The sequence below is a fragment of the Marinibacterium profundimaris genome, assembly GCF_002210095.1.
Lineage (GTDB): Bacteria > Pseudomonadota > Alphaproteobacteria > Rhodobacterales > Rhodobacteraceae > Marinibacterium > Marinibacterium profundimaris.
On the sequence record NZ_AQQR01000006.1, the window covers coordinates 50604 to 62961 of the forward strand.

14 protein-coding genes are annotated in these 12358 nt (G+C 66.7%); 4 read left to right on the forward strand and 10 right to left on the reverse strand.

Features of this window, described 5'->3' with window-relative positions; genetic code table 11:
- Positions 1–73 precede the first annotated feature (73 nt).
- The 7 genes from ATO3_RS15470 to ATO3_RS15500 all read right to left on the reverse strand — a co-directional run bounded on the left by ATO3_RS15470 (position 74) and on the right by ATO3_RS15500 (position 6056).
- The gene (locus tag ATO3_RS15470; protein WP_088650789.1) at positions 74–544 is read right to left on the reverse strand and encodes a cupin domain-containing protein; all 471 of its coding nucleotides are present in this window, start codon (positions 542–544) and stop codon (positions 74–76) included.
- A 57-nt stretch (positions 545–601) separates the two neighbouring features.
- On the reverse strand, positions 602–1813 hold the full coding sequence (locus tag ATO3_RS15475) for an acetyl-CoA C-acetyltransferase (RefSeq protein WP_088650790.1): 1212 nt from the start codon (positions 1811–1813) through the stop codon (positions 602–604).
- An 11-nt stretch (positions 1814–1824) separates the two neighbouring features.
- Positions 1825–2460: a glutathione S-transferase family protein gene (locus tag ATO3_RS15480; RefSeq protein ID WP_088650791.1), complete on the reverse strand. Its 636-nt coding sequence runs from the start codon at positions 2458–2460 to the stop codon at positions 1825–1827.
- 379 nt (positions 2461–2839) lie between these two features.
- Positions 2840–3052, reverse strand: a complete 213-nt coding sequence (locus tag ATO3_RS15485) for a hypothetical protein (RefSeq protein ID WP_088650792.1) — start codon at positions 3050–3052, stop codon at positions 2840–2842.
- Positions 3053–3109: 57 nt separating this feature from the next.
- Positions 3110–4891 (reverse strand): acyl-CoA dehydrogenase C-terminal domain-containing protein, encoded by a 1782-nt coding sequence (locus ATO3_RS15490; protein WP_088650793.1) that lies wholly within the window; start codon positions 4889–4891, stop codon positions 3110–3112.
- 35 nt (positions 4892–4926) lie between these two features.
- The gene (locus tag ATO3_RS15495; RefSeq protein WP_088650794.1) at positions 4927–5331 is read right to left on the reverse strand and encodes a MerR family transcriptional regulator; all 405 of its coding nucleotides are present in this window, start codon (positions 5329–5331) and stop codon (positions 4927–4929) included.
- 356 nt (positions 5332–5687) lie between these two features.
- Positions 5688–6056: a MerR family transcriptional regulator gene (locus ATO3_RS15500; protein WP_088650795.1), complete on the reverse strand. Its 369-nt coding sequence runs from the start codon at positions 6054–6056 to the stop codon at positions 5688–5690.
- Between the two features lie 121 nt (positions 6057–6177).
- On the opposite strand from ATO3_RS15500, the gene ATO3_RS15505 reads away from it, so the two are divergent.
- The 3 genes from ATO3_RS15505 to ATO3_RS15515 are packed head-to-tail and all read left to right on the forward strand — an operon-like array spanning position 6178 to position 8487.
- Entirely contained in the window at positions 6178–6597 is a 420-nt protein-coding gene (locus ATO3_RS15505; protein WP_088650796.1) for a PaaI family thioesterase, read from the forward strand.
- Complete coding sequence (locus ATO3_RS15510; RefSeq protein ID WP_088650797.1) at positions 6597–7169, forward strand: PaaI family thioesterase; 573 nt, start codon at positions 6597–6599, stop codon at positions 7167–7169. The genes ATO3_RS15505 and ATO3_RS15510 overlap by 1 nt, the downstream gene beginning before the upstream one ends.
- Positions 7162–8487 carry an MATE family efflux transporter gene (locus ATO3_RS15515; RefSeq protein ID WP_088650982.1) on the forward strand — a complete coding sequence of 442 codons (1326 nt, stop codon included), beginning with the start codon at positions 7162–7164 and terminating at the stop codon, positions 8485–8487. The genes ATO3_RS15510 and ATO3_RS15515 overlap by 8 nt, the downstream gene beginning before the upstream one ends.
- 247 nt (positions 8488–8734) lie before the next feature.
- On the opposite strand, the gene arsC is transcribed toward ATO3_RS15515, so the two are convergent.
- Genes arsC through ATO3_RS15530 form a run of 3 tightly spaced genes read right to left on the reverse strand, consistent with a single transcriptional unit; the run spans position 8735 to position 10489 of the window.
- The gene (gene arsC / locus ATO3_RS15520; RefSeq protein WP_088650798.1) at positions 8735–9082 is read right to left on the reverse strand and encodes an arsenate reductase (glutaredoxin); all 348 of its coding nucleotides are present in this window, start codon (positions 9080–9082) and stop codon (positions 8735–8737) included.
- Positions 9079–10137 (reverse strand): quinone-dependent dihydroorotate dehydrogenase, encoded by a 1059-nt coding sequence (locus ATO3_RS15525; RefSeq protein ID WP_088650799.1) that lies wholly within the window; start codon positions 10135–10137, stop codon positions 9079–9081. The genes arsC and ATO3_RS15525 overlap by 4 nt, the downstream gene beginning before the upstream one ends.
- A gap of 13 nt (positions 10138–10150) precedes the next feature.
- The gene (locus ATO3_RS15530) at positions 10151–10489 is read right to left on the reverse strand and encodes a DUF952 domain-containing protein (protein ID WP_088650800.1); all 339 of its coding nucleotides are present in this window, start codon (positions 10487–10489) and stop codon (positions 10151–10153) included.
- A gap of 203 nt (positions 10490–10692) precedes the next feature.
- Between ATO3_RS15530 and ATO3_RS15535 the strand changes: the two genes are divergently transcribed.
- The gene (locus tag ATO3_RS15535; RefSeq protein WP_088650801.1) at positions 10693–12255 is read left to right on the forward strand and encodes a bifunctional metallophosphatase/5'-nucleotidase; all 1563 of its coding nucleotides are present in this window, start codon (positions 10693–10695) and stop codon (positions 12253–12255) included.
- Positions 12256–12358 lie beyond the last annotated feature (103 nt).

Consider the following 12358-nt stretch of genomic DNA (forward strand, 5'->3'; position numbering starts at 1 on the left):
GCATCATCGCCGGCAGGACCGCCTTCGGTCAGGAGCATTCTCGGGCCGCAGATCGGTCCGTGGAAGGGGGTCTTCACCGCGGCCCCTCCCAGTCTGTGCCGTCGCGGTACAGGAATTTCGGCTGTCCGTCCATGATCTCGATCAAGAAGTCCTCGTCGGAATAGGTGGCGCGTTCCTCGGCCGCCTTCGTGCCTACGACGAGAAAGGCGGCGCGCGCGCCGGAGCGGTTGATGAAGCAATGCCCGTTCGGATTGCCGGCCGGGAAGGCGGCGCAATCGCCCGGCGTCATCTCGGTCTCGCCCTCGTCCTCGTGCAGCATCAGCGTGCCTTCGGTCACCATGACGAATTCGTCCTCGTTCAGGTGCCAGTGCCGCAGCGAGGATTTCGCCCCCGGTTCGAGAAAGACCAGGTTCGCGCCGAACTGCGTCAGCCCGCCCGCCGCGCCCAGGCGGAGCGAGCTGCGTCCGGCCATCTGCGAGGCATAGGGTTCGGGATAGATCGAGCCGGTGCGCAGCTCGAGCGTGGAGAGATCGATCTTGGGCATGGCAGTGCTCCTTGACGCGGTGGCGATGCGCCGCCCCGGGCGGGGCGGCCGCAGGGGTCAGACCCGTTCCAGGATCGTGGCCGCGCCCATTCCCGAGGCGATGCAAAGCGTGGCAAGGCCGGTTTCCTTGTCGGCCCGCTCCATCTCGTCAAGCAGGGTGCCGATGATGATCGCCCCGGTCGCGCCCAGCGGGTGGCCCATGGCGATCGAGCCGCCATTGACGTTGACCACGCCCGGATCGACATCGAAGGCCTGGCAGAAGCGCAGCACGACCGCGGCGAAGGCCTCGTTCACCTCGAAAAGGTCGATGTCGCCGATCTCCATCCCGTGGTCCTTCAGGATCTTCTCGGTCACCGGGACGGGGCCGGTCAGCATGATCGTGGGATCGGTGCCGATCTTGGCGGTGGCGCGGATGCGGGCGCGGGGCTTCAGCCCGTGCTTCTCGCCGAACTCCTTGTTGCCGATCAGCACGGCGGCGGCGCCGTCGACGATGCCGCTGGAATTGCCGGCATGGTGGATGTGGTTGATCCGCTCCAGCTCGGGGTATTTCATCATCGCGATCTTGTCGAAGCCGGGCATGACCTCGCCCATCTGCTGGAACGAGGCGTTGAGCGCGCCAAGCGCCTGCATGTCGGTGCCGGGGCGCATGTATTCGTCGTGATCGAGGATCGGCAGGCCGTTCTGGTCGGTCACGGTGATGACCGATTTCGCGAACCGGCCGTCATCCCAGGCGGCCTTGGCCCGGCGCTGGGATTCGACGGCCAGCGCATCGGCCTGGTCGCGGGTGAAGCCGTATTTCGTGGCGATGATGTCGGCACTGATGCCCTGCGGCACGAAGTAGCTTTCCATCGCGACGGTGGGATCCACGGCGATCGCGGCCCCGTCCGAGCCCATCGCGACCCGGCCCATCATCTCGACGCCCCCGGCGATATAGGCCTCTCCGGCGCCGCCGCGCACCTGGTTGGCGGCAAGGTTCACGGCTTCCATGCCCGAGGCGCAGAAGCGGTTGATCGCCAGCCCGGGGATGGATTGGTCGAGATCGGAGGCCAGCACCGCCGAGCGCGCCAGGCAGCCGCCCTGTTCCATGACCTGGGTGACATTGCCCCAGATCACGTCCTCGACCGCGTGGCCGTCCAGGTTGTTGCGCTCCTTGATGGCGTTCAGCGTCAGCGCCGAAAGCCTGAGCGACGTCACCTCGTGCAGGGCGCCGTCCTTGCGGCCCTTGCCGCGGGGGGTGCGCAGGGCGTCGTAGATATAGGCGTCGGTCATCTTGGTCTCCTTCAGGCCCGGTCCGAGGGGTTTCCGGGCATCAGATCGTAGGGATGTTTCCAGCCGGGCTGTTCGCTGAGGCGGGTGAGCCAGGCGTCGATATTGGGCCAGTCGGCGCGGTCGAAGCCGAAGGGTTCGGGGTAATAGAGATACCCGCAGCAGGTCAGATCGGCATTGGTGAGGCTGTCGCCCACGATCCACTCGCGCCCCATCATGTGCTTGTCGAGCACGTCATAGGCGGCCTTGAGCCGGCCCTGGAACATGGCGATCGCCTCTTTGGGCTGCTTGTCCTCGGGCAGGAAGTTCATCAGGAACCGCGTCATCCCGGCGACGGAGGACAGCTTGTGATTGTCCCAGAGCACCCAGCGCAGGACCTCGTATTTCTCCATGTCCGTGCCGCCCAGCTTGCCGGTCTTGTCGGCGATGTATTGCTGGATCACGCCCGATTGCGTGAGCTTCACGTCGCCGTCGATCAGCACCGGCGCCTCGCCCATCTCGTTGACATTGGCGCGGTATTCCGGGGACCGAGTCTCGCCGTTGAAGAAATCCACCTTCACCGGTTCCCAGTCGAGCCCGGAGAACTGCAGCGCCAGGGCCGCCTTGTAGGAATGCCCGGATTCTCCGAAGCAGTAGAGCTTGATGGTCATGTGCCTTATCTCCCTGGGTGGCGCCTGTGGCGGGTGTCGTGTTGCGGTATTTTTACAAAGATGAAGCCAGGACCGGGTTACCCAATATTAACCTTGTTCGCCAACGATAGGCTTGCGGTACAGGCTGCGGAGCCGATGACCGTCAAAGGTGAAGCCCCGCCGCCCTGCCTGCGTTCCGTCTGACGGTCGGGCCGCGCGGCGGGGTGGACCTCAGAGCGCAACCGGATCTCTTCATCTTTGCATAAATACCCGCCGCCGGAGGCTCCCGAAGCCGCCGCAAGCACTGCCGCCGGGCCGATGCGCCCGACGTCGCCACGCTCTTCCCGACGCGCAGTCTTCAAGTAGGACGTAACCATCGCTCCTCCCCGATCCAGCTATCTCACCTCTTCCTTGCGTCCAGTTCCGAGTTGAACAGCCGCAGCCGGTGCGACAGCGCCTCCGTGTCGGTCACGCTGTCGAAATGCTCGAAGAGAAAGCTCAGCGCCTCGCCCTCGTCCAGCCCTGCCTCTGCGGCGAAGCGTTTCAGGCGGCGGTACCCGTCCTCCGTCATGGCGACGGGAAAGCGGCGGGTCAGGCGAAAGCGTTTGGGCATCTTGGCTCCTCGTCGGGCTGGGGTAGGGTGGGGTTGCACCCCACCGCCACGCAGACCCTAGAAGTTCGCCGCTTCAAGCGCCATCACCGGCTCGGCACCGCTCTGGATCCGGGCCAGGTGCATCGCCGTCGCCGGCAGCTGTCGCGCCATGTAGTAGCGGCCGGTGGCCAGCTTGGTCTCGTGGAACGCTGCGTCAGCGGCGCCCTCGGCCAGCGCCTCCTGCGCGGCCTTGCCCATCATCGCCCACATCAGGCCCAGGCAGACATGGCCGAACATGTGCATGAAGTCATAGGACCCGGCCAGCGCGTTGTTGGGATTTTTCACGCCGTTCTGCATGAAGTACATCCCCGCCGCCTGCAGGTCCTTCGAGGCGGCCTTCAGCGGTTCGACGAAGTCCTTGTCGAACCCCGCGTCGGCCCCGGCATTGTCCTTGCAGAAGCTCTTCACCAGCTCGAAGAAGGCCATCACGTGCTTGCCGCCCTGTTGCGCCAGCTTGCGGCCCACCAGATCCAGCGCCTGCACGCCGTTGGCGCCTTCGTAGATCATGGCGATCCTGGCATCGCGGGTGAATTGCGACATGCCCCATTCCTCGATGTAGCCATGCCCGCCATAGACCTGCTGCGCCGCGACGGTGCAGTCATAGCCCTTGTCGGTCATGAACCCCTTGATGACCGGCGTCAGCAGCGAGATCATCCCGTCCGCGTCCGCATCGCTCATCCGGTGCGCCTGGTCGATCATCACCGCGCCCCAGAGCGCGAAGGCGCGGGCGCCTTCGGTAAAGCTTTTCTGGTCCATCAGCGCGCGGCGGATGTCGGGATGCACGATCAGCGGGTCGGCCGGGCCGTCGGGGTTCTTGGCCCCGGTCACGTCGCGGCCCTGCAGCCGGTCCTTCGCGTAGGCCACGGCGTTCTGGTAGGCGGCATCGGCCTGGGCGAGCCCCTGCATGCCGACACCCAGACGCGCCTCGTTCATCATGGTGAACATGGCGCGCATGCCCTTGTGCTCCTCGCCCAGCAGGTAGCCGGTGGCGCCATCGTAGTTCATGACGCAGGTCGAGTTGCCGTGGATGCCCATCTTCTCCTCGATCTTGCCGCAGCTCACGCCGTTGCGCGCGCCAAGGCTGCCGTCCTCGTTCACGAGGAATTTCGGCACGATGAAGAGAGAGACGCCTTTGATGCCCTCGGGCCCGCCGGGGATCTTGGCCAGCACGAGGTGAATGATGTTCTCCGCCATGTCGTGTTCACCGGCGGAGATGAAGATCTTCTGCCCCGAGATCCTATAGGTCCCGTCACCCTGCGGCTCGGCCTTCGTGCGCATCAGGCCAAGGTCCGTGCCGCAATGGGGTTCGGTCAGGTTCATGGTGCCCGTCCAGTCGCAGGACACCATGTTGGGCAGGTAGGTGGCCTTCTGATCCTCGGTCCCGTGGGTGAGGATCGCCGAGGCCGCTCCGTGGGTCAGCCCCTGGTACATGGCGAAGGCCTGGTTGGCGGCCGAGAAATACTCGCCCACCGCGGTCGACATGACGTAGGGCATGTTCTGCCCTCCGAACTCCTCGGGGAAATCGATACCGGTCCAGCCGCCGGCCTTCATCTCTTCGAAGGCCTCCTTGAAGCCGGCCGGGGTGCGGACCACGCCATTTTCCAGCACGCAGCCCTCGGTATCGCCGATCACGTTCAGCGGGGCCAGGACCTCGCCGCTCAGCTTGCCCGCCTCTTCGAGGATGGCGCCGGTGAAACTGGCCTCCATTTCCTCGTACCCGGGGATCCCGGTTTCGGTCACCTTCAGCACATCGTGCAGGATGAACTGCGTGTCCTTGGTGGGTGCGGTGTAGCTGGGCATGGAAGGTCCTCCCGTTCCGTCAGTCTGGGCTTGTCTTACTGTGCGGCCGCCTTGCTGGACGACTGGATCGAGGCAAGCATCTTCTCGCCCCATTTCAGCTGTTCGCGCAGGTCGGCGATGTTGCGGTCCATCTCGTCCCGCTCCGCCTCGAGCGCGCGCAGACGTTCGCTGGCCAGCTCGTAGGTGCGTTCCAGCTGGGTCTGCTGCTGGTCGCCCACGTGGTAGAGGTCGAGCAGCTGGCGAATTTCCTCGAGGCTGAAGCCGAAGCGCTTGCCGCGCAGGATCAGCTTGAGCCGGGCCCGGTCGCGCTTGGTGAACAGGCGCTTCTGGCCAAGGCGGAGGGGAAAGAGCAGTTCCTTGGATTCGTAGAAGCGCAGCGTCCGAGGGGTCACCTCGAATGCATCGCACATTTCCCGAATCGTCATCGTGTCAGTGGTCATCTATCTTCCCTGGCGGATGAGGCAAGGCCCCGGTCCGCTCCCGTTGAGGGTGCTTAGAGCAGGCGTCCGAGCTTTACGCAGCCTGGACGTCGCGTCAGCACCAAGTTGACGTTGGATCATGTCGCGTCAACTTACCCGTCGACGCGACTGGGCTCACATAGGGATCCCCTGCCGCGGCGTGAGGTCAGGATTCCCATACGTTGTGCGCTCGTGACCCAACGTCAGAACGCATGCGCGTCATATTTTGTTCAATTTCGGACAGGCCCAAATGGTGCGATCGGCAATATAACGCCGCGTCACGGGATCCCGGGGCCGGATCCGCCCCCGCTGTGCGCGTCCGCGCCGGCGGGAACCTGTCAGCTCAGCGAATCTCTTGTCTCGTCGCGGAGGCGCTCAAGCTCTTCCATCGCCTCGTCCAGCTGGGCGCGCTGTTCGGCCAGGGCCCGCAGCTGGCGGTCGGCGGATTCGACGAAGGCACGCATCTGCACCTCGGTGCCTTCGCGTTCGTAGATCGTCAGCCACTGGCGGATGTCTTCCAGCTGAAAGCCCCAGCGGCGCCCGCGCATGATGAGTTTCATGCGCGCAAGCTCCCTGGGGCCGTAGTACCGCGAACGCCCTTCGCGTTCGGGCTGCAACAGCTCGATATACTCGTAGTAGCGCAGCGTCCGGGGCGTCACGTCGAAAGCCGCGCACATTTCCTTGAAAGTCAGGCGTTTGTCCGTCATGCCGACCCTACTCCCGTTTGCGCGAAATCTATGCGCAACGGGTGCGGGACGCAACACTCGGGCTTGCCCCGGGTCCTTGCGGCGGTCCACATAGCATCCGTCAACATCCGAAGAGGGGCCCATGGTCGACAGAGCGACGCTTGCACGCCAGTTCATCGAGGCGATTCCCCATGCCCGGGCCCTGGGCCTGGAGCTGGTGGAGATCGCCGAGGGGCGGGCCGTGATCTCGATGCCGTATGACGAGAAGCTGATCGGCGATCCGGAGACGCGGGTGATCCATGGCGGCGCGGTGTCGGCCCTTCTGGACACCTGCTGCGGGGCGGCGGTGATGAGCCATCCCACGCAGCCGGACGCGACGGCGACGATCGACCTGCGCATCGACTACATGCGCGCGGCGACGCCGGGGCAGACGCTTGTGGCCACGGCCGAATGCTACCACGTGACCCGCTCGGTCGCCTTCGTGCGCGCCACGGCGGTGGACGGTCGGACGGACGTGCCGGTGGCCAGCGCCGCGGCCTCCTTCACCGCGGAGAGACGCTGATGCCTCGGTCGCGTCCCGAACCGATGCAGGTGGTCAAGCAACGCCGCGACGGCGCGCTGAAGGCGCTGGTCGAGGCTGTTCCCTACGTCCGCTTCCTGGGGATCGTCTTCGACCGCCGTGGTGACGAGCTGACCGGCGTGATGACCTATTCCGAGGACCTGATCGGCAATCCCTTCCTGCCGGCGCTCCATGGCGGCGCGACCTCGGCCTTCCTCGAGGTGACGGCGATCGTCTCGCTCAGCTGGGCGGTGCTGTGGGACGACCTGGAAAGCGGCGCGCTTGATATCGCCCGGCTCGAGGCCGGGGACCTGCCGCGCCTGCCCAAGACCATCGGGCTGACCACCGATTACCTGCGTTCGGGCCTGCCGCGCGACGCCTATGCCCGGGCGCGGATCGTGCGGCGCGGGCGGCGCTATGCCTCGGTGCATGTGGTGGGCTGGCAGGACAATCACGACCGGCCCTTCGCCCAGGCGACGGGGCATTTCCTGATGCCTCCGCGCGACGGCGACGGGGCGCCGGACACCCCGCGCGAGCCGATGGCGCCCGGTGGACCGGGCCCGGCCGATGGCTGACACGGCCGCGCCCGGCTCGCCGATCACCCACCGGCGGGTGCTGCACATCGCCATTCCCATCGTGCTGTCGAACGCCACCGTGCCGATCCTGGGCGCGGTGGATACCGGCGTGGTGGGCCAGATGGGCGCGGCGGCCCCGATCGGGGCGGTCGGCATTGGCGCGGTGATCCTCTCGGCGGTCTACTGGATCTTCGGCTTTCTGCGGATGGGCACGACCGGCATGGTCGCCCAGGCCAAGGGCGCGGGCGACGTGGCCGAGACCGGCGCGCTGCTGACCCGCGGCATGTTGGTCGGGCTGATCGGCGGGGTCGTGCTGGTGGCGCTGCAGGCGCTGATCTTCTGGGGCGCGTTCCAGCTGTCACCGGCGTCGGACGAGGTCGAGGGGCTGGCCCGGCAGTACCTGTCGATCCGGATCTGGGGCGCGCCGGCGGCGATCGGGATCTATGCCGTCACCGGCTGGCTGATCGGGATGGAACGCACCCGGGGCGTGCTGATGCTGCAGCTCTGGATGAACGGGCTGAACATCGGGCTGGACCTGTGGTTCGTTCTGGGCCTCGGCTGGGGTGTCGGCGGGGTGGCCACGGCGACGCTTTTCGCCGAATGGACCGGGCTGGCGCTGGGCCTCTGGCTCTGCCGCGCGGCGTTCACGGGGCATCAGTGGCGCGACTGGCCGCGCGTTTTCGACCCGGCGCGGCTGAAGCGGATGCTGCAGGTGAATGGCGACATCATGATCCGCTCGGTGCTGCTGACCGGCTCCTTCATGACCTTCCTGTTCCTCGCCGCAGACCTGGGCGACGAGACGCTGGCCGCCAACCAGGTGCTGATCCAGTTCCTGGAGATCACCGCCTTTGCGCTCGACGGCTTCGCCTTCTCGGCCGAGGCGCTGGTCGGCGTGGCCGTGGGCGCGCGCAACCGGGCGGACCTGCGCCGCGCGGCGATCATCGCCTCGCAATGGGGCCTGGGTGGGGCGGTGCTGCTGGGGGCGGTTTACTGGCTTTTCGGCGGCATGATCATCGACCTGATGACCACGGCGGAGGGCGTGCGGGCCGAGGCGCGCAGCTACCTGCCCTGGCTGGCCATAGCCCCCCTGCTGAGCGTGGCGTCGTGGATGTACGACGGGGTCTTCATCGGTGCGACATGGACCCGGCAGATGCGCGGCGCGATGTTCGAGGCGGTGGCGATCTACCTGGTGGCGCTGGCGATCTTCCTGCCGTGGCTGGGCAATCACGGGCTGTGGCTGTCGCTGATGGTGCTGAATGTCGCCCGCGCGGCGACGCTGGCCCGGCGCTATCCGAGGCTGGAGGCGACGGTCACCTGACCCGTGGGCGCGCCTGTTGCGGGTGTTGTGTTGGTGTATTTGGCCAAAGGTGAACGAGGCGCGGGGCGCGATGTCCCACGCGTGGGACACCTGGCCGGTCGTTTGAAATCAAGGGGTTGCAAGGCTGGGTTTACGATCTGTTCACGATCTGCAGAGCCACGCCCATGTCTTCTTCTTGGCAAAAATACCTCAATCCAACGGCTGCAACTTGCGCCGACCGTTCAGAAAAGGGCGCTTGTCGGCCTCGTCATAGGATCTCCAGCACCGCTTCCGGAGGACGGCCAAGCGCGGCCTTGCCACCGGCCAGCACGACCGGCCGTTCGATCAGCTTCGGCGTGGCGGCCATGGCGGCGATCAACGTGGCCTCGTCGCTGTCGCGGGTCAGGTCCTGGGCCTTGAATTCCGCCTCCTTGACCCGCATCAGCCCGATCACCGGCAGGTCCAGCAGAGCCAGCACCGCGCGGATCTCGTCCTCTGACGGCGCGTCCTCGAGGTAGCGGCGTTCGGTGATGGCGCAGCCGCGCTCCTGCAGCAGCGCCAGCGTCTGGCGCGACTTGGTGCAGCGCGGATTGTGCCAGATGGTCACCTGCGTCACAGCCAGTCCTCCCGTCCGGTGCCCACCGCCTGGGCGATGCTGTCATAGCCGTCGCGGGCCAGCAGGGCGTCCAGGCCGCGGTTGATCTCGGTCACCAGGCCCAGCCCCCTGTAGACCAGTGCCGAGTAGAGCTGCAGCGCCGTGGCGCCGGCGCGGATCTTGGCATAGGCGTCCTCGGCCGTGGAGATGCCGCCGACGCCGATCAGGGGGATGGTGCCGTCGGTGATCTGCGAGAGATAGGCAAGCACCCGGGTCGAGGGTTCGAACAGCGGCGCGCCGGAGAGGCCGCCGGTTTCCACGCGGTGGGGGCTGGTGAGCCCGTCGCGGGAGATCGTGGTGTTGGTGGCGATGATCGCGTCGACGCCGGTCTCTCGTGCGGCGGCGGCGATGTCGTCCAGCTCGGGCCGCGTGAGGTCCGGGGCGATCTTGAGGAAGATTGCGAGCGGCGTGGGCAGCCCGGCGCGGGCCTCCATCACGCCGGACAGCAGCGCCGTCAGCGCCTCCTTGCCCTGCAGGTCGCGCAGCTTTTCGGTGTTGGGAGAAGAGACATTGACCGTCGCGAAATCGAGGTGGGGGCCGCAGATTTCGATCAGGCGGCGGTAATCGCCGGCGCGGTCGGCGCTGTCCTTGTTGGCGCCCAGGTTCAGGCCGACAATGCCGCCGGGCGCGCGCGCCTTGAGCCTTTCGGCCACCGCCTCGGCGCCGTCGGAGTTCAGGCCGAAGCGGTTGATCACCGCGCGGTCCTCGGTCAGGCGGAAGAGGCGCGGGCGCGGGTTGCCGGGCTGGGGCAGGGGGGTGACGCCGCCCAGTTCGATAAAGCCGAAGCCGGAGCGGGTCAGCGGGTCGATCGCTTTCGCGTTCTTGTCGAACCCGGCGGCCAGGCCCAGCGGGTTGGGCAGCGAGAGGCCGGCGAGCGTGACGGCGAGGCGCGGCGATTTCACCGGCGCGTCGGGCCGCACGAGGCCGGTTTCCAGCGCCTTGAGAGCCAGCCCATGGGCGCGTTCCGGGTCCATCCGGCGCAGCAGCGCCAGGCCCACGTCCTGCAATCCGCTCATGCGCGGGCCGCCGTCATGTCATGGCCTCGGGGAAATCGTGGGTATCGCCCGCCAGCGGCAGGGGCGCGGTCCAGGCGACTTCGGCCCGGGTCAGGGGGCGGTAGAGATGCGGGAAGAGCGCTCCGCCGCGCGAGGGCTCCCATTTCAGGGCCTCGCCCAGGGCATCGGCCTCGACCGCGGCGAGGACCAGGTCGTCCTGCCCGGCGAAGTGCTTTGCCGCCGTCTCGCGCGCCTGTCCGGCGGTGGAGAAATGGATGAAGCCGTCGGCGAGGTCGACCGGCGCGCCGGCGGTTTCACCGGCGGCATCGAGCGCCTCCCATTCGGCGCGGCGGAAAATCTTGTAGATCAGCATGGGAATGCGAATGCAGCGAAATCGCGGGCCGGTCAATCCCCGGGGACCTTGTCGTGGATCGCGCGGACCGCGCCGGAGGGCGCTTTTGAGCGGGCGCGCGGGACCGGCGGCGGTCACATTCACATCCCTGATACAAAAGCCATTTGAAATCGTGATGAAAAGCGGCTGTTGTAGGTTTCGTGTCTGCACACGGAGGTTTTACGATGCGCACGTCTTACGCGGCCCTGGCCAGTGCCTTTCTGACCATCGGCGCATTGCCGGCGGCAGCCGATTACGCCCTGACCATTCTTCACACCAACGATTTCCATGCCCGGTTCGAACCGATCAGCAAGTACGACAGCGGCTGTTCGGCCGAGGACAACACCGCGGGCGAATGTTTCGGCGGCTCCGCCCGCCTTGTGACCGCCGTGGAAGAGGCGCGTGCGCGGTCGGACAATTCCATCCTCGTCGATGGCGGCGACCAGTTCCAGGGCACGCTGTTCTACACCTATTACAAGGGTGCGGCCGCGGCCGAGATGATGAACAAGATGGGCTACGACGCGATGACCGTCGGCAACCACGAGTTCGACGACGGCCCCGAAGTGCTGCGCGGCTTCATGGATGCGGTCGATTTCCCGGTGCTGATGTCGAATGCGGACGTGTCCAAAGAGGAGCTTCTGGCCGACACGCTGATGAAATCCACCGTGATCGAGAAGAACGGCGAGAAGATCGGCCTGATCGGCCTGACGCCGCAGAACACGGATGAACTGGCCAGCCCCGGCCCCAACATCACCTTCACCGACCCGTCCGAGGCGGTGCAGGGCGAGGTCGACAAGCTGACCGGGCAGGGCGTGAACAAGATCATCGTGCTGAGCCATTCGGGCTATGGCGTGGACCAGCGGGTGGCCGAGAATACCACCGGGGTCGACGTGATCGTGGGTGGTCATTCCAACACCTACCTGTCGAACACGGCCGACAACGCGGAAGGCCCGTACCCGACCATGGTGGGCGACACGGCGATCGTCTCGGCCTATGCCTACGGCAAGTTCCTGGGCGAGCTGAACGTGGTCTTCGACGATGACGGCAAGGTCATCTCGGCCGAGGGCGAGCCGATCATCATGGACGCCGCCGTGACCGAGGACGAGGCCACCGTGGCGCGCATCACCGAGCTGGCCGCGCCGCTGGAAGAGGTGCGGTCCAAGGTGGTGGCCGAGGCCGCGACCGAGATCGTCGGCGCGCGCGAGGAATGCCGGGCGATGGAATGCCCCATGGGCAACCTGATCACCGACGCGATGCTGGCCCGCGTTGCCGACCAGGGCATCGACGTGGCCATCGAGAACGGCGGCGGGATCCGTGCGTCGATCGACGCGGGCCCGGTGACCATGGGCGAGGTCCTGACCGTGCTGCCGTTCCAGAACACGCTGTCGACCTTCCAGGTTTCAGGCGCGGTGCTGAAAGAGGCGCTTGAGAACGGTCTGAGCCAGATCGAGGAAGGCGCCGGGCGCTTCCCGCAGGTCGCCGGCATGACCTATGTCTTTGACGCCTCCGCCGAGCCGGGCAGCCGGATCGTCGAGGTCACCGTGGGCGGCGAGCCGCTGGACATGGAGAAAACCTATGGCGTGGTGTCCAACAACTACGTGCGCAACGGCGGCGACGGCTACGCGATGTTCAAGGATGCCGCGAATGCCTATGACTTCGGCCCCGACCTGGCCGATGTGACGGCCGAATACCTGGCCGAGAATTCGCCCTATACGCCCTACAAGGATGGCCGGATCTCGGCCAAGTGATCCCGTTTCGCTGACCGGCCCCGGGCCGGCCGGCAGGATCTGCGGCGCGTCCCGGCGGGGCGCGCCGTTTGCGTTTGCGGGTCTCGACCGGGCGGTACGGCGG

What these genes read in the sequence shown, in the direction of transcription:
- ATO3_RS15510 (WP_088650797.1), top strand. Translation starts at nt 6,597, where the DNA reads ATGCCTCGGTCGCGTCCCGAACCGATGCAGGTGGTCAAGCAACGCCGC.
- ATO3_RS15535 (WP_088650801.1), top strand. Translation starts at nt 10,693, where the DNA reads ATGCGCACGTCTTACGCGGCCCTGGCCAGTGCCTTTCTGACCATCGGC.
- ATO3_RS15495 (WP_088650794.1), bottom strand. Translation starts at nt 5,331, where the DNA reads ATGACCACTGACACGATGACGATTCGGGAAATGTGCGATGCATTCGAG.
- ATO3_RS15475 (WP_088650790.1), bottom strand. Translation starts at nt 1,813, where the DNA reads ATGACCGACGCCTATATCTACGACGCCCTGCGCACCCCCCGCGGCAAG.
- ATO3_RS15485 (WP_088650792.1), bottom strand. Translation starts at nt 3,052, where the DNA reads ATGCCCAAACGCTTTCGCCTGACCCGCCGCTTTCCCGTCGCCATGACG.
- ATO3_RS15525 (WP_088650799.1), bottom strand. Translation starts at nt 10,137, where the DNA reads ATGAGCGGATTGCAGGACGTGGGCCTGGCGCTGCTGCGCCGGATGGAC.
- ATO3_RS15470 (WP_088650789.1), bottom strand. Translation starts at nt 544, where the DNA reads ATGCCCAAGATCGATCTCTCCACGCTCGAGCTGCGCACCGGCTCGATC.
- ATO3_RS15480 (WP_088650791.1), bottom strand. Translation starts at nt 2,460, where the DNA reads ATGACCATCAAGCTCTACTGCTTCGGAGAATCCGGGCATTCCTACAAG.
- ATO3_RS15530 (WP_088650800.1), bottom strand. Translation starts at nt 10,489, where the DNA reads ATGCTGATCTACAAGATTTTCCGCCGCGCCGAATGGGAGGCGCTCGAT.
- ATO3_RS15490 (WP_088650793.1), bottom strand. Translation starts at nt 4,891, where the DNA reads ATGCCCAGCTACACCGCACCCACCAAGGACACGCAGTTCATCCTGCAC.
- ATO3_RS15500 (WP_088650795.1), bottom strand. Translation starts at nt 6,056, where the DNA reads ATGACGGACAAACGCCTGACTTTCAAGGAAATGTGCGCGGCTTTCGAC.
- ATO3_RS15505 (WP_088650796.1), top strand. Translation starts at nt 6,178, where the DNA reads ATGGTCGACAGAGCGACGCTTGCACGCCAGTTCATCGAGGCGATTCCC.
- ATO3_RS15515 (WP_088650982.1), top strand. Translation starts at nt 7,162, where the DNA reads ATGGCTGACACGGCCGCGCCCGGCTCGCCGATCACCCACCGGCGGGTG.